21 protein-coding genes and 2 pseudogenes are annotated in these 18,898 nt (G+C 59.1%); 12 read left to right on the plus strand and 11 right to left on the minus strand.

The annotated features are described in order from the left end of the window. Positions 1–338: 338 nt before the first annotated feature. The 3 genes from KF719_RS03625 to KF719_RS03635 are packed head-to-tail and all read left to right on the plus strand — an operon-like array spanning position 339 to position 1,418. Positions 339–710, plus strand: coding sequence for a hypothetical protein (locus tag KF719_RS03625; protein ID WP_293507170.1), 372 nt, complete (start codon positions 339–341; stop codon positions 708–710). Next, positions 694–1,041: a DUF2958 domain-containing protein gene (locus KF719_RS03630; protein ID WP_293507172.1), complete on the plus strand. Its 348-nt coding sequence runs from the start codon at positions 694–696 to the stop codon at positions 1,039–1,041. Before KF719_RS03625 ends, KF719_RS03630 begins: the two co-directional genes overlap by 17 nt. Continuing rightward, entirely contained in the window at positions 1,038–1,418 is a 381-nt protein-coding gene (locus KF719_RS03635) for a hypothetical protein (protein WP_293507174.1), read from the plus strand. Before KF719_RS03630 ends, KF719_RS03635 begins: the two co-directional genes overlap by 4 nt. Here the strand turns inward: KF719_RS03635 and KF719_RS03640 are convergent. Together KF719_RS03640 and KF719_RS03645 are read right to left on the minus strand one after the other, a co-directional pair. Further along, entirely contained in the window at positions 1,387–2,391 is a 1,005-nt protein-coding gene (locus tag KF719_RS03640; protein ID WP_293507176.1) for a plasmid recombination protein, read from the minus strand. The two genes, KF719_RS03635 and KF719_RS03640, sit on opposite strands and share 32 nt — an antisense overlap. Beyond that, entirely contained in the window at positions 2,388–3,305 is a 918-nt protein-coding gene (locus tag KF719_RS03645) for a hypothetical protein (RefSeq protein ID WP_293507177.1), read from the minus strand. Before KF719_RS03645 ends, KF719_RS03640 begins: the two co-directional genes overlap by 4 nt. Between KF719_RS03645 and KF719_RS03650 the strand changes: the two genes are divergently transcribed. From KF719_RS03650 to KF719_RS03675, 7 genes and pseudogenes are all read left to right on the plus strand, one after another. Further along, positions 3,304–3,600: a hypothetical protein gene (locus tag KF719_RS03650; RefSeq protein ID WP_293507179.1), complete on the plus strand. Its 297-nt coding sequence runs from the start codon at positions 3,304–3,306 to the stop codon at positions 3,598–3,600. The two genes, KF719_RS03645 and KF719_RS03650, sit on opposite strands and share 2 nt — an antisense overlap. A gap of 111 nt (positions 3,601–3,711) precedes the next feature. Then, complete coding sequence (locus tag KF719_RS03655) at positions 3,712–4,197, plus strand: hypothetical protein (protein WP_293510686.1); 486 nt, start codon at positions 3,712–3,714, stop codon at positions 4,195–4,197. Next, positions 4,118–4,972, plus strand: coding sequence for a DUF3987 domain-containing protein (locus tag KF719_RS03660; RefSeq protein WP_293510572.1), 855 nt, complete (start codon positions 4,118–4,120; stop codon positions 4,970–4,972). Before KF719_RS03655 ends, KF719_RS03660 begins: the two co-directional genes overlap by 80 nt. Positions 4,973–5,407: 435 nt before the next feature. After that, positions 5,408–5,986 carry a DNA N-6-adenine-methyltransferase gene (locus KF719_RS03665; RefSeq protein ID WP_293507181.1) on the plus strand — a complete coding sequence of 193 codons (579 nt, stop codon included), beginning with the start codon at positions 5,408–5,410 and terminating at the stop codon, positions 5,984–5,986. 702 nt (positions 5,987–6,688) lie between these two features. Beyond that, positions 6,689–6,898 (plus strand): PAS domain-containing protein, encoded by a 210-nt coding sequence (locus KF719_RS18115; RefSeq protein ID WP_363318022.1) that lies wholly within the window; start codon positions 6,689–6,691, stop codon positions 6,896–6,898. A gap of 54 nt (positions 6,899–6,952) precedes the next feature. Continuing rightward, entirely contained in the window at positions 6,953–7,132 is a 180-nt protein-coding gene (locus KF719_RS03670) for a hypothetical protein (protein WP_293507183.1), read from the plus strand. A gap of 341 nt (positions 7,133–7,473) precedes the next feature. Next, positions 7,474–8,237: pseudogene (locus KF719_RS03675) on the plus strand (IS5 family transposase); the annotation flags it as partial. Between the two features lie 267 nt (positions 8,238–8,504). Here KF719_RS03675 and KF719_RS03680 read toward each other — a convergent pair. The 6 genes from KF719_RS03680 to KF719_RS03705 all read right to left on the minus strand — a co-directional run bounded on the left by KF719_RS03680 (position 8,505) and on the right by KF719_RS03705 (position 14,663). Beyond that, on the minus strand, positions 8,505–8,831 hold the full coding sequence (locus KF719_RS03680; protein ID WP_293510573.1) for a 2Fe-2S iron-sulfur cluster-binding protein: 327 nt from the start codon (positions 8,829–8,831) through the stop codon (positions 8,505–8,507). Between the two features lie 106 nt (positions 8,832–8,937). Beyond that, positions 8,938–10,191, minus strand: a complete 1,254-nt coding sequence (locus KF719_RS03685; protein ID WP_293507185.1) for a cytochrome P450 — start codon at positions 10,189–10,191, stop codon at positions 8,938–8,940. Positions 10,192–10,323: 132 nt separating this feature from the next. Continuing rightward, entirely contained in the window at positions 10,324–11,958 is a 1,635-nt protein-coding gene (locus tag KF719_RS03690) for an NAD(P)/FAD-dependent oxidoreductase (RefSeq protein ID WP_293507187.1), read from the minus strand. A gap of 153 nt (positions 11,959–12,111) precedes the next feature. Further along, positions 12,112–12,558 (minus strand): PaaI family thioesterase, encoded by a 447-nt coding sequence (locus tag KF719_RS03695; RefSeq protein WP_293507189.1) that lies wholly within the window; start codon positions 12,556–12,558, stop codon positions 12,112–12,114. 51 nt (positions 12,559–12,609) lie between these two features. Then, complete coding sequence (locus KF719_RS03700) at positions 12,610–13,770, minus strand: nitronate monooxygenase (RefSeq protein WP_293507191.1); 1,161 nt, start codon at positions 13,768–13,770, stop codon at positions 12,610–12,612. Positions 13,771–13,859: 89 nt separating this feature from the next. Continuing rightward, entirely contained in the window at positions 13,860–14,663 is an 804-nt protein-coding gene (locus KF719_RS03705; protein WP_293507193.1) for an FCD domain-containing protein, read from the minus strand. A 164-nt stretch (positions 14,664–14,827) separates the two neighbouring features. Here KF719_RS03705 and KF719_RS03710 point away from each other — a divergent pair, with 164 nt between their 5' ends. Both KF719_RS03710 and KF719_RS03715 read left to right on the plus strand, forming a co-directional pair. Continuing rightward, a complete protein-coding gene (locus tag KF719_RS03710; RefSeq protein WP_293507195.1) occupies positions 14,828–15,706 on the plus strand; it encodes an alpha/beta hydrolase in 879 nt (292 codons plus the stop codon). Between the two features lie 88 nt (positions 15,707–15,794). Continuing rightward, complete coding sequence (locus KF719_RS03715; protein ID WP_293507197.1) at positions 15,795–16,535, plus strand: enoyl-CoA hydratase/isomerase family protein; 741 nt, start codon at positions 15,795–15,797, stop codon at positions 16,533–16,535. Between the two features lie 66 nt (positions 16,536–16,601). Here KF719_RS03715 and KF719_RS03720 read toward each other — a convergent pair. The 3 genes and pseudogenes from KF719_RS03720 to KF719_RS03730 form a co-directional block, all read right to left on the minus strand. Beyond that, positions 16,602–16,901: pseudogene (locus KF719_RS03720) on the minus strand (cytochrome P450); the annotation flags it as partial. A 13-nt stretch (positions 16,902–16,914) separates the two neighbouring features. Beyond that, positions 16,915–18,066 carry an SRPBCC family protein gene (locus KF719_RS03725; RefSeq protein ID WP_293507198.1) on the minus strand — a complete coding sequence of 384 codons (1,152 nt, stop codon included), beginning with the start codon at positions 18,064–18,066 and terminating at the stop codon, positions 16,915–16,917. 38 nt (positions 18,067–18,104) lie between these two features. Then, entirely contained in the window at positions 18,105–18,893 is a 789-nt protein-coding gene (locus tag KF719_RS03730) for an enoyl-CoA hydratase/isomerase family protein (RefSeq protein WP_293507200.1), read from the minus strand. Positions 18,894–18,898: the final 5 nt, after the last annotated feature.

Raw genomic sequence — 18,898 nt, forward strand, 5'->3', positions numbered from 1 at the left:
GATTTCGTGCAAGGCAACCATCCTTGATGCCATCCGGGACGCGATGTCGCGTTGCCGAGAAGACGCAGCGAGAACGATAGAACGACAAGACTCGCTTGAGAATTACTGCGGCTTCTGAACTTGTGCCCAGCCTTGGGCCTGGTGAGCCGCTAAATTCCGGCTTCATCGGACGGCAGGCTGACCGGGGTTGCCGGCCGGAAGATGAATCCTGATCGGCACTTCTTTTTGATCGCCGCGAGATTAACGTTTAAGACCGTCTCAATATCTCAAGACTGAAACGGACCATCTCCCCGTCAGCCGCCGCTTCAGGGCGACGACGTCAGACAGGGAGATGTAAATTGAAAACGCGTTCCGAGATTATCCGCTCGCTCATTCGCGCGCTTGACGCGTCGCAGCATCGCGGCGACTTCACTAAAGAAATTCACGACGCTCTCTACGACATCTATGACCGGGCCGGGCACTTTGAGCCCGACGATCTAGTTCTCATCATCGCCAGCGCGACGAAAGCTGGCGAGCTCTTGCCGCTCGCAAAGCCCATGTTCGGCGCTATCGCGGCAACAGCCCAGGACGAGCTGATGACCCGCTATCGAAAGCTCCTGCGGCTTTCCTACAAACAGAATCCGGATCGAGCCGCGCTTGTCGCGAAGCTCGGCGACGAACGGCTGGCCGACGCTATTATCAGGGAAGTCGAAAATGAAACTGATAACTGAAACTCAGCGCGCAGTTCTCATCGAAAACGCGCGCAAAGTCGACTTCGGTTTTGACGCTATGGAGCTCCGGCCGGCCGTGAAATTATTCTACCCAACCGGCGCTGCGACTTGGCTTTTGGCCTATCTACTACCAGAAGACGACAATATCGTCTGGGGTCTTGCGGACCTTGGCCTCGGCTGTCCCGAGAACGGAGATATATATCTGCCGGAGCTCATCGAATTTCGCGACAAGGTTGGACTCGGTATCGAGCGTGACCTCTATTTCACAGCAGAAAAAACGATTCGCGAGTACTACGAAGAGGCACGCTGCGCCGGCGCGATACGCGCATGAAGCCCCCGCGCAGCGCCGCAGGTTTCGACATATACGAACTCGCGCGGGCCATTCCATTCGGCCTGTCTTTCGAGCACTCCGCGAGCCCGGCGGGCGAGTCATGGCGCATCGTAAACTCAGGATGTGTTGGTCCAGGATTCAGCATTGGCGTTATAAAATCTTGCTGCCCCGGCGGGACAATGTGCGTCCAGAAAAGCCGATTCGACGCTGATTTTTTTCTTTGGACCGATGCATTGGATCGTGTTGTCGTCGTATATTTTGATGGCGACATCACGATTTTTGAGCCGATCACAATCGGTGCGGCCGCGCGCTTTGTACGCGAAGTCCGCAAGGCACCCGACGCGCTTAAACAATGCGTCGGTCGGCGCGCTGTATGACGCGGTGTCGCTCGCGTGCTCTCTCCCGCTGCGGCGTCAATGCCGGCTCGACTCCGCGCAGAATTCGGACGCGTTTCTTTATGTAGACGCGCAACCAGGCCAAGAGGCGCATCGCCTGATTCCGGAGTTTCTCAACTTGCTTTTCGGCCGCAGCAGCTCGAGCGAGCGCTGCGGCCTTTTCTTTTTCCGCCAGTTCGTATCGCTCTTGCCAGTGCGCCGCTGCGAGGAGGTCGGACATGGGACGGCCCGCGGCCTTCTGTATGAGCTGCGACACACGACGCTCCGCATGCCATTCCTCCCTCGTCAGCCGCCGGCGGCGCGGACCGGTTCGGGACTGGCCATGGCGCACCGCAACATCCTGGAAATACCTATCCTGGAACGATCTCATCGCGTTGAAAAACTGCTTCTGCCCTTCGCGCTTGGCGCCACCGACAGCCCGGACGCCATGCTCCGCCGCAAGCCCCGGGTGAACTTCTTCCCAGCACATACGGCCATCCCGCACCGGCGGCACGACAGCGATATGGAGGTGATAGTGCGCTTCATCGGTATGCGCCACGGCGCTCCTGACGTTTCTCTCGCCGAAGAATTTCAGCGAGAACCGAAGGGTATCCGCCGCCCAGTCCCGCTCGGCCTGTGGATCGGCCTGCGCTCGCGGCACCGGATAGCTGAAGACCGCTGCGCAAAGCACGCGTGCTTTACGCGAGACACGCCGCCCCCGCCTGTCCTTCAGTCCAGCCGCAATCTGATCGAGCTCATCGGCCACCTCCATGGGAGGCACGCCGAGGAGCCGCAAGGGCGGTTCAGGACGCTCGACATGGCCATAGGCGCCGGGAGCGCGCGCCATCTCCGACAGGACCTCACGCGCGCTCCAGCGATATTTGTCGCCACGCCGCGTGCCGCCGGCCGTCCAGAGCTCGATCCTTGCAAACTGGCTTCCCGTCATGGCCGGTTTGCCCGCCACCGCACTTTTCATTGGCGTTTGCCGGATCGTCGCCGGGCGCCTTCAGGGCTGCCAGGTTCCGACCCGGGGCCCCGTCTGCTCAAACCACCTCGGCGATCCGCTTCCGACCCCTCAGCCTCGGCCGCCGTCTTGAGGAGGAAGCCGCGCAACTCTTCAAGACCTTGACGCACTTCACCAACAATTTGCGCGCGTCGCTCAGCGGAGATAAACCTCCGCATCGTCTTGAAGCGCTGCTTACCCCACAGCTCTCGCAGACTGTGGAGCGCATATTCGAACAGCTTCTCCTCTGTCCAGCCATCGACATACTCATCAATGCTGATCCGACGACGACAGCTCTCATAGAAGAAGTCATCATGCATATCACTCGCTGAAAGAGCGGCGAAGTCGAACTTCTCCAACTCCGCCTCCAGATCAGTGCGCAGCTGCGCCTCGAGCCGCTTTTCCAGTTCGATCGACAGATCAACGAAGCCGGCGCGAGCAAAATCAGCAAGCTCACATTCACTGAGCGCCTCAATTGCGGCCCGCGCCAGCGGATCGGACGGCCTGTAGAAATACGCCAGCCGACCGCTGGCGAGCCCAACGCTGTAACCGCCGGGAATGCGGCGCCAGGTCAACTGAGCGGATCCCGCCTTGACGGAACGCCTGTGCCGGTGAACGACACCGCGATCAAGCTCCCCGGCCGACAAGACGAAGATACCGATCGCAGTGACATCGCCTGCGAATTGCTCGGCCGCATGGAGCTTGTGTTCTTCTTCGCTGCTGAGCCTTGCTGTGACAGACCGCTCGCGTTCGTCGACGAACCGCTGCGCTTCGACATACACATCATCCGCGACTTCCCAAGCGCGCGCCTCTCTGTTCCACGTCGCAGAAAAGCGGTTCCTGATTTCTTTTCTGACTGCGTAGGTGTCACCTCTCAGCGTCTTCATGATGCTTGCTCCCTGTTTTCGTCCGCCAAGCTTTGACATCAGCACGCCGCCGCAAAAAGCAAGCGCGGCGACAAAAAATGTTCGGCTATTCTCCGGGCGACAAATCCATTTCGACCGCGCGCACGCGCACATACGCGCGGCGGATGTCGAGAAGACAGTTCGTGCGATCGAGCGCATGACCGACGCCCCGTCAATGAAGTCGCAGAAAACGCCAGGGCGCGTCGCGATGAACGCCGAATCGTCTTTTGTCACCGGGCTGTCAACGCTGCCTAAAGAAGCTAACCACCTGTCGTAACAACACATTTTGATATTTGTCATTGTCAACGAGGGGGTATCGCAAGGCGCGCGCTTGCTTGTCGTCAGCTGGGGACCAGATCTGGGAAAAGCACAATGACGAGAGACGACCATGCCCCGCAGATTGCGTTCGCCGAAACGACACTATCTCCCCATCCCGGGACTTCAGCAGCTTCTCGATGCCGCCGGCCGGAGCCCGGAGGTGCGCAACACGTTGCGCGCCATGTTGCAGATCCGCAAGGCGCCAGGGACCGCGTGGCGCGGGCAGAAGGTGATCCCACCGGGTTCGTTTGCCGATGTCGTGACAGACGCGTTCCGGCCCTCGACGGATATTCCGCTTGAGCTGCCCCTGGCAGCCGTCATGACCCTGATATCGGGTCGGTTGCTGCAAGCGGGCTGCCGGATCGATCTCCACGGCCAGAAAGTAAAGCCGACGCTATGGACCGTCGCGCTTGCGCCGAGCGGCGCCGGAAAAACCTACGCAACCGCGCATTCTGGAGATCGCCAATCAACGAGACCTGTTCCCCGAGCCAGCATCGGCCGCGAAATTCGTGCACGATCTCGCAGAACACAACAACGGGATCTGGATTCGCGATGAGTTCGGCCAGTTTCTGCGTTCGCTCGACCAACAAAGCCATCTCGCCGAGCTTCGCGACTATCTGCTGCGGCTTTATGATGGGCAGCCGATCTCGCGCAGGACCAAGAGCGACCCGGTTTCAATCGAGGATCCAGCGCTGACCATTCTCGGCGCCACCGTTCTGGAGACTTTCAAGGCCTGCGTGAACGCCGAAAGCCTGGTGGATGGTTTCGCACAAAGATTCAATTTTATCATCGCGGCGACCGATCCAAGCCGTCGAGCTTCCGACTTCCCGCTCTATGACTTGCGCAGGCATGACAGCGCCATGCGCGAGGCGTGGCATGGCGTTGAAAGCGTGCCTCTTCATCCCATTTATCCGGTTGGCGAAGGGGCAGTCTCGGTCTTCAAAGCCGCGTTCAAGGAGATGATGCCGGCTGACGACGCGGTGCCGATGTCGTTCTTTCGTCGCACGATGTTCTCGGCCGTTCGCTACGCAGCTGTTTTTCACATTCTGTCGGGCGACCACGGAAACGAAATCACGGCACGCGACATGGGGTGGGCCATGCGGATGATCGCCCTCCATCTGGAGGACACCCGCCAGTTGCTCGACGATTACGGCCTGGGCGAGCTTGAGCGGGTCGTCAGGCGCGTTGAAGAGGTCAAACGGGAGATCGAGGCGAACGGGAGGATATGCAAGCCGCGCGATCTTATTCGACGCATCTCCGTCATCCGCACAGCGAATGAAGCGAGATCGCTGCTCCAGATTGCGGGGGACAAAACGAAGTCCGATGCTTGACCGTTCAACGTTAACAGGAGGTGAATGGCCTAGTGCCTGCCACCGCCGGATCGACGCCCCGCGACCGTGGCGTCAGGCGCAGGTGCGTGTGGCATTGACCTGCGACGCAACAGACGCTCCGGCTCAGATGGAAGAACGCCTTTCCTTTACGACCGCAAAAGCCAAGCGACGGGGAAGGCGGCTTCGCGTCGAGATGATCGTGCGCCGCAATCGAGCTCATTGAGTGTCAGTAATAGCCGGACAAGCGAGCAAACGACCAACCGTTGGATATGCGTCTCTCTGTCTGCAGCGCCAACGCGAAAACAGGGAAAAGGACGAAAATATTTTTTCCTTTTTTCTACCAGATTCCGTCAGTCGACACCCTATACCTGCGACCAGGGACCAGTCGCGGTGGATTGTCGGTCGTGAGTTCTCTGGCGACAGAGGATAGCGATCATGAGCAACTCTCGTGGCGACGAGTGGTACACTCCCGAATGGCTTGTCAAGGCGCTTGGCAAGTTCGACCTCGATCCAGCAGCACCGAGACGCCATCACTGGACGGCAGACCGCTGCTATACCAAGAAGGACAACGGACTGTTCCTTCCGTGGTTTGGGCGTGTCTTTCTGAATCCGCCATACTCGAATCCGGACCCTTGGGTGGAGAAGCTTGTTCAACACAGGAATGCGATTGCATTGTATTTCGCCAGAACTGATACGCGGTGGATGCACCGCGCCCTGGATACCGCCGATGCAGTGTTTTTCCTGAAGGGCCGGATTCCGTTTGTCGACATCAAGGGACAAAAGTCCGGCAGTCCGGCATCGCCGTCAATCCTGCTCGCCTACGGACAGGAGAACGTCGCGGCGATCCGACGGGCGGCCGCAAGGAACCTGATCGAGGGAAAGTTGTCGTGTCTGGAGAATGACGCAGAAGCGGTCCAGCGTTCCTGTGCTTCTCACGGCGACGGCGAGGTGCCGATCCGCAGACAGGACACGTCTCTGTATGGCGACATCCGACATCGACCGGGGGCTTCTTAAGAGCGACTTAAACTGGGCGTCCATCCGGTTTGCTTTTTTGAACGTCGGGCCCATATAAAAAAAAGAAGCCAGCACTCATCGCCAGACAGGCGGTCAGGAAGCGGCCCGGCTTACGACCCCTTTGAGGGATTGCTATCGACGCCAAGTGGCAGTCGTTTTCCGCCGGCCCGGCGGCCAAGAGAAGAGTCTCGAATTCCCGTGAGGAATGAGATCGACACCAGACGGTATTATCCGCCGGATAGGCGGTTGATGAGACGGTAGATTTAATGGCCCCATGAGGGATTGCTATCGTTCCCCCGCACAAGCGGGGATCGTACGAAACTCGGCTTCCTGCGGGAGATCGAGGTTGTTCCCCCGCACGAGCGGGGTCGACGAAGGTGACAGGGCGTCGCGTCAGCGTGATGGCGAGGCGCCCTGTTGCTTTTCCTGATCATTGGCGAGCGACGGTGCTTCGGCGAGCTGCTTCAGTTGGTTCGTGCCGAAAAGAATAACAATCCGTATACGGCGAGTAGAAACCGCGCGTCTGGCGATGGGTCCCGAGCGCTTTGTTAACGCCCATCAAGCATTATGCCCTGAAATAAAATGGAAGTGCCCTCTGGGAAGAGCGAAATCTCATGTCGTCTTTTGCGCCCACGCTGCCACCTGGTCATGCGATCAGCGGTGAAGCTCCGATTGAATTTATGGAAGCGCCAGTTCACCCTGATGTGCTGGCGCTGCTTGACTACTGGAACGACCTGCGTCGCGGGCGGCCCATACAGGTCCGACATTCGGCCGGAAGGTCTCGTCGGGCTTCTGCCGTCACTCGCGATTGTCGAGACGATAGACGGGGGAAGCGATTTTCGCTTTCGGCTGTTTGGAACCGTGCTCGCGGAATATACAGGTGTCGACCGAACGGGGGAGCGGTTTTCGTAACTCGAAAAGGCGCCCGGTTCGCCCCTGAGCACTGAGGAAACGCGGGAGCGCTGGATGAATATCGTTCGCACGGCATTCGCACTAACCCGCCCGGTCTTTTTCAAGCTTCGGCGGGCCGGCACGGACCGCGCTGCTCTTGAGCTTCATGGAATCGTACTGCCATTGAGCACCGGCGCGGCCGATATCGGGCAAGTTATCGGCGGTGCGTTTGTCCTGAATACACCGAAATGCTGATTTGAACGGCGCGCACCTCGCCGGTAAATCGCATCAGCCCGTATAGCGATCGAATCTGAAGGGGAACCTGGGCGCTTCATTTGCCTGCCGTGCTTGCCATCGCGGGAACGGACTGCCGCGTACGAGGATCAGGACAGCAGAGCTTGAACTAACATCAGACTTGGACCACTCAAAGGGGCCGGTCACAGCCACAGCGCCTTCAAGCAAAACATACGTGTACTTCTGAAGTTCGTGATCGACGGAATGTCCGTAGGCATCATACGCAAATTAGGCCGTAAACTCATAAACGGGATTCCCAAATCAGCAGGGCTGTGATTCAAACTTCTTGAAGGGAGTTTGTCATGGCGCGTTACGATATGAGCGATTTCGAGTGGTCTGTCATCGCTGCGGTGCTGCCGCGCAAGTCACGCGGGGTTCGCCGGGTAGACGACATGCGAGTGCTGAACGGCATCTTCTGGGTCTTGCGAAGCGGGGCTCCCTGGGCCGATCTGCCGGAACGCTATGGACCTTACACCACTTGCTACAATCGCTTCCGCCGCTGGACGAAGGCCGGCATCTGGGACCGGATCATGGATGCGGTGACCGACGCTCACGATGGCGACGTCCAGATGATCGACGGCACAAGCGTGCGCGTTCATCACTCTGCCGCCACTTTAAAAAAAGCCACCCGGATCGATATATGGGCCGAAGCCGAGGCGGACTGCCAACCAAGATCCATGCGGTCACCGACGCCAACGGGCTTCCCATCCGCCTCGCCATCACTTCCGGCGAAACGCACGATACGGTTCCGGCAAAAGAGCTGCTGTCCGGCCTGCAAAACGGGCAGTTGATCCTCGCCGACAAAGCCTATGACGCCGACTGGATCAGGCAACAGATCGAGGATCAGGGGGCGACGCCGAATATCCCCAGCAAAGCAAACCGCAAGTGGAAGGCCTGCTTCAGCGCCGTGCTCTACAAGGACCGCAATCTCGTCGAACGGTTCTTCAACAAGCTGAAGTTCTTCCGCCGCATCGCCACACGCTTCGACAAGCTCGGATCGACCTTCATGGCCATGATCAAGCTCGCTTCAATCCGCATCTGGCTGCGCGCTTATGAGTCTAGGGCCTGGAACCCTCGTGAAATAAACAAGCGGCGCGGACCGGGAAAAGATGAGAACAGGCTCGTCGTACCGACGCCGTTAACCCAAGAAAACCAGCACCGCCGAAGGCGAATGAATTTGGCGGATTCAGCGTTCCAATTCTGCCGACTTTCGGGATCAGCGCGAAGACGAGGTTTGGTTCGGAGGACCTTTCTCGACCCAAGGTGCAGTCGACGCCCGTCTTTCAAGGGGAGGATCGGAGGAGAAACCTCGAAACCCGCGCGCCGACTGCGACTAATGCTGACCGTCAGGTATTCTCAACGTGAGACCGTCGAGATCGTCGGTCATAGCAATCTGACAGGCAAGGCGGCTGTTTTCCGTCGAACCTTCGGCAAACTGCAACAGGTTGTCTTCCATACCGCCGGGCTCGGCCATGCCGGTCCGGTCGATCCACGCGGCATCGACATGCACATGGCAGGTCGCGCAGGCGCACTCGCCCCCGCAATCGCCATCGATGCCCGGCACACCGTTGTTGACCGCCGCATCCCTCGCGGTCGTGCCGCTCTTGACCGCGATGGGAAATTCGGTGCCGTCCGGCTCGATGAAAATGACTGTGGGCATTTTTTGCTCTTGTCGATCATGCTGGATGAAACAGCGGGTGGATCCTTTCCGTGACGAAACGTAGGCGCCGTTTCATCGCGAAATAACGCGCGAGACCGGGCCCGGTCTAATGCGCGTACAGCTTCACCGGCAAACGGGTGAACCCGTGAATGAAGTTGGACAGCGTCCTCTCGGGCGCGCCGACGACTTCCACCTTGCTGAAGCGCTTCAGGATTTCTTCCCAGACGATCCGCAGTTGCAGTTCCGCCACGCGGTTCCCCATGCAGCGATGCACGCCGAAACCGAAGGAAAGATGGTGACGGGAATTCTGGCGGTCGATGATAAACTCGTCAGGACGGTCGATCACCTCTTCGTCCCGGTTTCCCGATATGTACCACATGACGACCTTGTCGCCCTTTCTGACCTTCTTGCCGCCGATTTCGGCGTCCATGAGCGCCGTCCGACGCATATGGGTCAGCGGCGTCTGCCAGCGGATGATCTCGGGGATCATTTTCGGGATGAGGCCCGGATCGGCCATGAGCTTGCGATATTCCGCCGGGTTTTGATTGAGTGCGAGCACCCCGCCGCTAATCGAATTGCGCGTGGTGTCGTTGCCGCCGACGATCAGGAGCATCAAGTTCCCGAGAAACTCCAGGAACGGCATGTCTCGCGTCGCCGGCGAATGCGCCATCATCGAGATCAGATCGGACTTTGGCGGCTCGTTGATGCGTTTGTCCCACAGATCCTTGAAATAGTACGCGCATTCGAGAAGTTCCTCGCGGCGCTGTTCAAAAGACGAAACCACGCCTGTTTCGGGCGTGGCCGTTGCCACGTCCGACCAGCGGGTGAGCCTGCGCCGTTCCTCCCAGGGAAAGTCGAACAACGTCGCCAGCGTCATCGTCGTCAGCTCGACGGACACCGTGTCGACCCAATCGATCTCTTCGCCGATGGGAAGCGAGTCGAGAATAAGCCCCGCGCGCTCGCGGATAATGGGCTCCAGCAGAACAAGATTGGACGGCGCGACCGCCGGGCTCACCGCCTTGCGCTGCGCATCGTGCTTGGGTGGATCCATCGCAATGAACATTTCGAGTTCAAGTGCGCTCTCACCTGTTTGCATGTCCTGGATGGCGATGCCGCCTATCTTGGCTTCGGAGGAGAACGTCTGGTGGTTCACCTCGACCTGCATGATGTCGTTGAATTTTGTTATCGACCAGTAGGGGCCATAGGCGCTCTCGGGGCAATAGTGGACAGGGTCCTCCCGCCGCAGCCGCGCGAAGTAGCTCCCGATCGTGTCGTTTTGAAAGAGCTTCGGATCGCTGACGTCCATCTGAGACAGCGGGATCCTCGAAACCGGATCGCGCACCAATGTGTCAGTCGTCATCTCCCTGTCCTCCCGGTTGGCGCCTGTGCGGCATCCACCCATCATGGCGCATGCAATGCCTTCATACGAATTCATTATAATAGATAATGGACAATTCGGTGTCAAACGCTCTTGGTCGCCACCGCGGTTCCGTTAGTCCAGGACGAATCCCTCATACCCCCTGGCCGCGGCGGTATTGCACTGGTCCATATAAATGGGCACGCCGGGGAAATTCAAAAGCTGCCGCGGCTTTCCCGGAATGTTGGCGCCCATGTACCAGGAATCGGCGCGGGGAAAGAGCGTCATGTCGGCTATGGAATTCAGGAGCTGTGTCCATCTCTCCTCCGCCTGAGCAGTCGCCTCGATCCGTCTCCTGCCCTTTTCACGCATATACCTAAAGCAGTCGACGACCCATTCGCCCTGCACTTCGGCACATGTCGGGCCGTTGCAGAATCCGGAGGGACTCTGCGGACCGTAAAGAAAAAGCATGTTCGGGAATCCGGACGTCGCGAAACCGAGATAAGTATGCGCGCCTTCGGTCCATTTTTCCTTGAGTGTCACGCCGCCCGTCCCGCGTATATCGATCTGGGTCAACCCGCCGGTCACGGCGTCGAACCCCGTCGCCAGGACGAGCATGTCGAGTTCAACCAAGCCACCCTTCGTGCGCACGCCTTCGGGAACCACTTCCTCGATCGGCGTCTCGCGCACATCGATCAGGCTGACATTCTCCTGATTGAACACTTCGTAATACCACTGCTCCAGCGAGGGGCGCTTGACGCCGAAGGGATGCGGCGGCTCCATCGGCGCGAGTTTGTCGGCTAATGCCGTATCCTTGATCCGGGCGCGGGTCTTGTCGCGCCAGAAATCGTACATGGTACGGTTTGCTTCCTCATTCGTCAGGATGTCGGCAAATCCGCCGATCCAATAGTGGAAGCCGCCTTTTTGCCAGAGCTTTTCATAAAGCGCGCGGCGCTCTTCTGGCGGCACTTCCAGTGCAGACCTTTCGTCCCTGAGAATGTCGAATCCGCCAAACGTTTCGCGCCGCATGCGGAATATCTCCGGGTAATCGGACTTCATCCGCTGCTGTGTCTCGACGTCGAGCTTGCGCTGCTGCATCGGCAAAGCGAGGATCGGTGTGCGCTGGAACACCGTCAGATGCGCCGCGTCCTTGCTGGCTTCCTGCACCACCTGAACGCCGCTCGCTCCGGTTCCCACGACACCAACCCGCTTGCCCGCGAAGCTGGCCCCCTCCTGGGGCCACAATCCCGTGTGCCACGATTCTCCTGCGAAGCTTTCAAGACCCTTGTAGTTCGGAATATAGGGTTTCGATGCAAAGCCCGTGCAGAGAACGAAAAACCGGGCGCGCACGACGACGCCATCGGCCGTACGGATGACCCATTGATCGTGCGCTTCGTCGAATTCTGCCGCGCTGACTCGCGTCCCGAATACTATGTCGCGGCTGAGTTCGAGCTTTTTATCGACGTATTGGAAGTAGCGGCGCAGTTCATCCCAAGCAGGAAATCTCTCGGTCCAACTCCAGTCGCGCCACAACTCCTCGATCGAAAATTCATAGATCGGCACATGAGAATCGACCCGCGCGCCGGGATAACAGTTCCAATACCAGATGCCGCCCAGATCGGCACCGGCCTCGAACAGGCGAACCTTGAAGCCTTCCTGGCGTAAGCGGTGAAGCTGATAGATGCCGTTGAATCCCGCTCCAACAATGAGTGCATCCAATACTTCAGCGTCGTCACTTTCTTGCGTCTGGCCGGATTGCACCCAACTCATCGAGACCGCTTCCCTTCATATCCACCGCAGCCGCCTTGACTACATTCCCACCACCGCGATGAGGCGAGGGGCGCTCCAGAATTCACCTTGTCGAAACCATCGTTCAGTCGCCGAGCAATCTTCCCCACAGCGCCGGGACCAGAACTGCGTTGCCTATGCGGGCCTTGGATCGCGAATGAGAACAGTCCCCTGCGCCGCACAACAGGCGCGGCCCTCGTTCGTCACATCGATGCGAACCACTGCAGTCGATTTTGTCATCGCGATCAACTCGGCCACCGCTATCACCTTGCCCGAGGATACCGGCGCCAGCAGATTGAGCTTGAATTCCGTCGTCGCCGCCCATTGTCCTTTCCGCATATGCGGATAGCAAACGCAGCCGAGAACATGGTCGCACATCGCAGCCAGCACCCCGCCATGCATGTTTCCGATCGGCGTCAACAGCCGATCCGAGACTTCCATCTCGGCGGTGAGCTTGCCCGGCTCGACATGTGTGATGCGAACCCCCAGAAACTCAGGCAACCCTTTCATTGAATTGCTGGCGTTTATGAAACCCCGTGCGATTTCCTCGTTGAACTCCGGCAGCTTTGCAACAATTGTCATCTCGTTTTCTCCGAATCCTTCAATGGTACCCAAGGCGCGCGCAGCCGAGTCTTAAAGATAGATATTTGCCCTGCTCAGCGAGCTTTCGGCGCTTTTCACGAGATCGGCCATGACTTCCGCAGCCGGCCTCACCTTGTGAATGAGGCCCATGCCCTGCCCCGCGAAACCGGGAGCGATATCTTTCCGCTTTACCGCCGCCGCCGCCGCCAGCACCGGCATCGCAACCATGGGCTGGAAGGGCATGGGCAGCGGCTCCAGACCTGCCTCGGCAAAAGCCTCGGACCATTTGTTGCGAATGATGCGGGCCGGCTTTCCGGTGACGGTCCGGGAAACAAGCGTATCGCCGTCACCCGACTCGACAATCGCGTCTTTCTGGAAATCCTCTATGCCGGCCTCATCGGTCGCGAGAAACGCCGTACCGATCCAGGCGCCTTCGGCGCCGAGCATCATGGCCGCCGCGATGCCGCGGCCGTCGGAAATGCCGCCCGCGCCGAGTACGGGAATGCGACCCGCAATCGCATCGACAACCTGCGGGATGAGCGCCATCGTTCCGATGGGTGAATTGTGCCCGCCCCCGTCATGGCCCTGCGCGACGATCAGATCGATGCCGGAATTGACCACCTGCAGGGCATGCTTCACCGCGCCGACGACCGCCATCACCTTGGTGCCGTTGGCGTGGAGCCGATCAAGCCAAGGCCCCGGATTGCCTAGACCCGCCGCATAGACAGGAACCCGCTCCTCAACCACAACTTCCATTTGCGCTTCGAAGAATTCTTTCGAAAACAGCGGCGCGTTCGATTTGGACGAACGGTGAGCTTCCTCGGATGCCCGCACCCTGGATTTCAGCGGCGGTATGTTTTCCTTCTGCAAGAAATCTTGCGCGAATTTCTGGTACTCGGGCAGCAAATCCATCGGAGACGGACCAGCCTTGCCCTTATAGGCTTCCCTGCGCACGGAGGCTGGCAGCAGGGTGTCCACACCAAACGGCTTGTCCGTAAGCGACCGCGTTTCCCGAATCCATTCACGCAGTTGATCGGGAGAGCAAGCAGCCGCGCCGAGCACACCAAGACCACCCGCATTCGATACCGCCGCCGCAAGCCGTGGAACGCTCGCGCCGCCCATACCGGCCAGCAAGATCGGGTATTTGATGTTCAGAATATCGCATACTCGGCTATGCAGGGTCACAGCTATCCTCCCATCCGGCGGCTTCATTGGCCGCGTTATTTATGATCATAAATTATCGATGTCCGGGGAGCGGCGCAAGTGTCGCCAAAAACAACGTTGGCATCGCGAACACTCGCCTAGCATTTCCGTCGGGGAACCCGCGGCATACTCAGGTCGTCAGCATCCTGCCAACGCACGATTTTGGACATGATGTCGGGATGACGAGCCTCCAGATACTTGTCGGATCGGCTTATGAATCGGGACATTTCGGTGAAAGCGAGGTCTGGATTGCGATCTTCAATCGCCTTGAGAAGCCGCCCGTACGCCTTGATCTGATAGTCGCGCTCACCCTCCGTATAAGTTATGCCGACTTCCGACGCATTCGTGATGTTGTGAAGCGAACCGATCAAGAATCCGATCAAGGGGTTGCCGGACGCCCAGGCAAGCAGGTCGTGAAAACGCCTATTCTCCTCCACATAGGAGTCACAAGAAACAGACAACGTCTTCAATGTGGCCAATGACGTATTCAGCTTGTCGATATCCTCATCGGACGCACGCTCTGCCGCAAGCGACGCCATGGTCGGGCCCACCGCCTGCCTCACTTCAATCAGTGAACGGAACGTGGTGCCGAGAAACTGGAGCAGCAACGCCATCGTGCTGGCAAAATCTTTCGGCCGCGGCTCCTGAACGATCGGCCCGCCGCCGGGACCGGGCCGCAGGAAAATGATTCCCTGCAATTCGAGAAACCTGAGCGCCTCCCGCAAGGTCGCGCGGGCCACTCCATAGCGCACGAGCATCTCCTGTTCGGGCAGCAAGCGATCTCCGATCTCAGCGCCTTGCTGCTCGATGTCTTCGACGATCCGCCGCGCAACTGCGAGGGCACGCTTGCCGGACCCTTTCGGAAACCGGCTGGTTCGTGAAACGGGCAAGGTCGCTTTCATTTCAGATACCCACAATCTTCATTTTCAAGGACAATCGCCTCCGATCGAGGACCGGCTGGGAGAACCCGCCTACAACACCATCGTCCGTGTTTGCAACACGCCATCGATTCATCATAATGGATTTCGACCCTTAGTACACATACGAAACCATTGGAATAAAGCATATGACGTCCGCAAAACGGACCTTGTTCACCCTTGTTCAGAATCTCAAAATCGCGGCGGAGGCATTCGGTCCCGACCAGGGGCGTCCGGTTCTGCTCGCCCATGGCGGCGGGCAGACACGCCATGCATGGCAAGCCTGCGGCAAAACATTGGGAGAAAACGGTTATTACGCCCTCGCCGTCGATTTGCGCGGACACGGCGAAAGCGACTGGTCTCCGGATGGAGACTACAGAATGGAGCGTTTCGCGGAAGATATCCTCGACATCGCGGACAGTTTCCGTGTGCCTCCCATCCTGGTCGGCGCGTCTCTCGGCGGCATCGCGGGCATGATCGCGCAGGGAGAATATGCGAAAGCCGGGCGGCGCGGGTTTGCGGCGCTGATCCTCGTCGACATCACCCCTCAGATGAACATCGAGGGGGTTCAAAAAATTATCGGATTCATGTCGGAGAATCTGGAAGAAGGCTTCGCCTCGCTTGAGGAAGCAGCCGATACGATCTCGCGCTACATGCCCGGCCGAACTCGCCCCAAAGACCTGAGCGGACTGGCGAAGAACCTTCGCCGCAGGGAAAACGGCCGCTACTACTGGCATTGGGACCCGCGTTTCATCACCGGCACGCAAAAGCCGCAAGGCAGCCGAGAACCCGAACGCCTCGAAATAGCGGCGCGTTCCCTGAAAATACCGACGCTCCTCGTCCGGGGCCGCGACAGCGATCTGGTGACGGTCGAAGCGGCGCGGCAATTCGCCGAAATTGTTCCTCATTCCGAGTTTGTCGATGTCGCAAATGCGGGCCATATGGTCGCGGGCGACAAGAACGACATATTTACAAGCGCCGTTCTGGATTTTCTGACGCGAATGGCACCCGCCGCGAGCGCATCGTAGCCAACCCAGGCGGACTCATTCACGCGTGTGCGTCTTCGACAGATGAAGACGCCATAAAAAAGATCGAGAAGAGGAAGGGAGAAAGCCTATGTCGAATCTGGTTCTTCGCAAGGACAGCGGGCGCATTTGCACGCTGACACTCAACCGTCCGGAAACCTTGAACGCACTCAATGTCCCTCTGTTCGAAGAATTGCGCGGGCATGTCGATACGCTTCGCGGACAGGTTCACGAGGTGGCATGCGTCATCATCACGGGCGCGGGCAAGGCTTTTTCAGCCGGCCACGATCTGAAGGACATCCAGAAAGGCGAGCGCCCGCCGGAGCCGCATTTCCAGGCGAAGACCATTCAGGCGCTGGCCGAACTGCCGCAACCGGTCGTCGCCTGCGTCCGCGGACATTGCTACACCGGCGGACTCGAACTTGCGCTCGCGGCCGACATCATCATCGCCGCGCGCTCCGCCAAGTTCGGCGACACGCATAGCAAGTGGGGGCTGAGCCCGCTCTGGGGCATGACGCAAAGACTGCCGCGTCGCGTCGGGCTGTCGAAGGCTAAGCAGATGATGTTTACCTCCGATATTTTCGCGGCGGAGACGGCGGAGCGCATGGGACTGGTCGACATTTGTGTCGACGATGCCGAACTGGAACAGGCGACAAACGACCTTGCTCAGCGTATCGCCGCCAATTCGACCTACAGCAATCAGGTCAACAAAGGCCTGCTGGGCGCGACCGACGGCATGACCGGCCAGGCAGGGCTGGCCTACGAACTCGCGCGCAGCCCCGGCGCCTGTTTCGACGCACGCGAACGGGTGGCCTCATTCGGAAAAAAATGACGGTGGGCCACTCGCCGCGCCGCCAGCGACCTTGTCGACGGGTGGAGGTTTTCCACCCGTCTGGGTTCAGCCCGGGATTCTTACCGGCAAGGCCTCATAGCCCTTGATGAAGTTGGAAAAGACCCGCTTTGGTTCGCCAACCACTTCGATCGGCCTGTCGGGCCAGCGCTTCAGGATTTCTTCCCAGACGATGCGGAGTTGCATTTCCGCCAGCCGGTTGCCGACGCAGCGATGGATGCCGAAGCCGAAGGAGAGATGTTGACGCGGCCTTAGACGATCGATGATGAAGCGGTTCGGCTCGTCGATCGTCTCCTCGTCCCGATTGCCAGAGACGTACCACATGATAACCCTGTCGCCCTTCTTGATCTGATTGCCGGCTTCACACGGCGTCAATACCAAGCGTTCTCTTGACCGATTTGTGGAAATGCGCGAGAGCCGGCTCGTTGGCACCGAAAGTCACAAAATCTTGTGCGCCCGAGTGAAAATCGCGCTGGATATTTTCCGCCAGCGGAAAATCCTCCTGCTGCACCGTCGCCATCAGCAAGTCCATGTTTTTGGTCCAGTACTTTCTGGCCTTGTCGGTGACGGCGGGTTCGGGCGTATAGAGAGAGACGTGCATTTTCGATTCATCCACGCTGTCGCCCGGATAAACCCGCCACGTCTCCAGATGATCGCCCTGCATGATGAAGACCGTATTCGGAAAGAGCACGTATACGAGGGCGGAGTGGCGAATCAGATCCCACTCGCTTTCCGGTCTCTGGCGCAACGCATCGATCGTCTTGCGGGCGCCAATCATGCGCAGATTTCGCGCCATGCCGTCGAACGTGCCGAGGTTCGAGTGCAGGATCGGCGCGATCGTGTTTTTGTGCAGCGTACTCAGATGGTAGGTTTCGAGAAACGTGTCGATCACGAGCTTCCAGTTAAGGCGGGCCCGGAGAACGCGCGTCTCGTAGTGGCTGTAGCACACAAGACCAAACGCGGCGAGATCGTCCGCCATGCCCGCTAGGTGGCTGTCGATGTCGATCGACCCGCCGGGCGTCGGCATGACCCAGATCATGCCGTATTTCTCCACCACCGGCAGAGACCTCAAGCCGTTGCTCGTTTTGTCGACGCTCTCGAAGCCCCGCTCGAACGGTATCGACCTCAGCCTGCCGCTCCGGTCGTAGGTCCATGCATGATAGGGACACCTGAACACGGCCTTGCCGCTGCCGCAGCCCGACGCGACGCGCGCGCCGCGGTGGCGGCAGACATTGATGAAAGCATTGACCTGCCCCGCTTCATCCCGCACCGCCAGGATCGGCACGCCTGAAAAATCATCGGTTACATAGTCGCCGGGATTGGGCAATTCGCAGCTCAACCCGATCAGAAGCGGCTCATCCCGGAACAGCACCTTCCGTTCTCGGTCAGCCTGGTCCGGACTGGTGTAGTCGCTGACATGATGATGATACACGGCATCGCCCATCGCGGTCTCACCCGCGTCGAGATAGCCGAAAATCTTCCGCAGCTGTTCGACCTGGGTTTCGTGTTTCACGATCGCGCGTCTCCCGACGATGTCCACTTGATTATCCGTCAGCGGAATAATGGTTCCCGGCGCTCCCGGAACGCCGCCAGACCTTCCGAAACATTTTCGCTCATCAGCGCGTCTACGACCACGCTCCGTTCCATATCCAGACCTTCCTGGAGTGATCCATCGAGCCCGTTCCTGCAAAGCTGCTTCATGGCGGCAAGGCCTTCCGGATTCTTTTTGACGAGATCGGCGCAATAGGCTTCCGCCTCTCCGACAAGCGCGCCGTCGTCAACGACATTGTTCACAAGCCCCCAAGCCAGCGCCTCATCCGCCTTGAGCCATCGGCCGCTGAACATCAGGTCAAGGGCACGCCGCGAACCGACGATGCGCGCGAGACGCTGCGTGCCACCCCAACCCGGTACGAGACCGTAACGAGCATGCTGGCATCCCACCTGCGCTGACTGACCAGCAAAAACCACGTCACATGCCATCATCAATTCAAGCCCGCCCGCAAGACACAAACCGTTCACCGCGGCAACAATCGGCAGAGGCGAGACTTCAAATCGGCGCAGGAGGAGATGACCGCTCGTGATAAACGCGCTCAGCCGACCCCGCTCCTTGCGGGCGTCGAGCACCTCGTCGAGATCGGCGCCGGTGCAGAAATGCTTTCCACGCGCGAGCAACAGAACGGCACGAACCTTCCTGTCGCCCTCGAACCTTGCGAGAGCCTCGTCGAGGCCGGCCATGACGGCCGATGAGAGGCAATTGAACCTGTCGGGCCTGTTGAGCGCCACGATTCCGATGCCGTCTTGTATCTCGGTCTGAACCGGGGCTTCCGTGGCGCTGGTCATGTAGC

Origin of the sequence: Parvibaculum sp., assembly GCF_019635935.1 — a bacterium.
Classification (GTDB): Bacteria; Pseudomonadota; Alphaproteobacteria; order Parvibaculales; family Parvibaculaceae; genus Parvibaculum.

Bases quoted from the DNA above. Each gene is read 5' to 3' on its own strand.
- KF719_RS03630 (WP_293507172.1), top strand. From the start codon at position 694: ATGAAACTGATAACTGAAACTCAGCGCGCAGTTCTCATCGAAAACGCG.
- KF719_RS03635 (WP_293507174.1), top strand. From the start codon at position 1,038: ATGAAGCCCCCGCGCAGCGCCGCAGGTTTCGACATATACGAACTCGCG.
- KF719_RS03640 (WP_293507176.1), bottom strand. From the start codon at position 2,391: ATGAAAAGTGCGGTGGCGGGCAAACCGGCCATGACGGGAAGCCAGTTT.
- KF719_RS03650 (WP_293507179.1), top strand. From the start codon at position 3,304: ATGATGCTTGCTCCCTGTTTTCGTCCGCCAAGCTTTGACATCAGCACG.
- KF719_RS03645 (WP_293507177.1), bottom strand. From the start codon at position 3,305: ATGAAGACGCTGAGAGGTGACACCTACGCAGTCAGAAAAGAAATCAGG.
- KF719_RS03655 (WP_293510686.1), top strand. From the start codon at position 3,712: ATGCCCCGCAGATTGCGTTCGCCGAAACGACACTATCTCCCCATCCCG.
- KF719_RS03665 (WP_293507181.1), top strand. From the start codon at position 5,408: ATGAGCAACTCTCGTGGCGACGAGTGGTACACTCCCGAATGGCTTGTC.
- KF719_RS18115 (WP_363318022.1), top strand. From the start codon at position 6,689: ATGTGCTGGCGCTGCTTGACTACTGGAACGACCTGCGTCGCGGGCGGC.
- KF719_RS03670 (WP_293507183.1), top strand. From the start codon at position 6,953: ATGAATATCGTTCGCACGGCATTCGCACTAACCCGCCCGGTCTTTTTC.
- KF719_RS03680 (WP_293510573.1), bottom strand. From the start codon at position 8,831: ATGCCCACAGTCATTTTCATCGAGCCGGACGGCACCGAATTTCCCATC.
- KF719_RS03685 (WP_293507185.1), bottom strand. From the start codon at position 10,191: ATGACGACTGACACATTGGTGCGCGATCCGGTTTCGAGGATCCCGCTG.
- KF719_RS03690 (WP_293507187.1), bottom strand. From the start codon at position 11,958: ATGAGTTGGGTGCAATCCGGCCAGACGCAAGAAAGTGACGACGCTGAA.
- KF719_RS03695 (WP_293507189.1), bottom strand. From the start codon at position 12,558: ATGACAATTGTTGCAAAGCTGCCGGAGTTCAACGAGGAAATCGCACGG.
- KF719_RS03700 (WP_293507191.1), bottom strand. From the start codon at position 13,770: ATGAAGCCGCCGGATGGGAGGATAGCTGTGACCCTGCATAGCCGAGTA.
- KF719_RS03705 (WP_293507193.1), bottom strand. From the start codon at position 14,663: ATGAAAGCGACCTTGCCCGTTTCACGAACCAGCCGGTTTCCGAAAGGG.
- KF719_RS03710 (WP_293507195.1), top strand. From the start codon at position 14,828: ATGACGTCCGCAAAACGGACCTTGTTCACCCTTGTTCAGAATCTCAAA.
- KF719_RS03715 (WP_293507197.1), top strand. From the start codon at position 15,795: ATGTCGAATCTGGTTCTTCGCAAGGACAGCGGGCGCATTTGCACGCTG.
- KF719_RS03730 (WP_293507200.1), bottom strand. From the start codon at position 18,893: ATGACCAGCGCCACGGAAGCCCCGGTTCAGACCGAGATACAAGACGGC.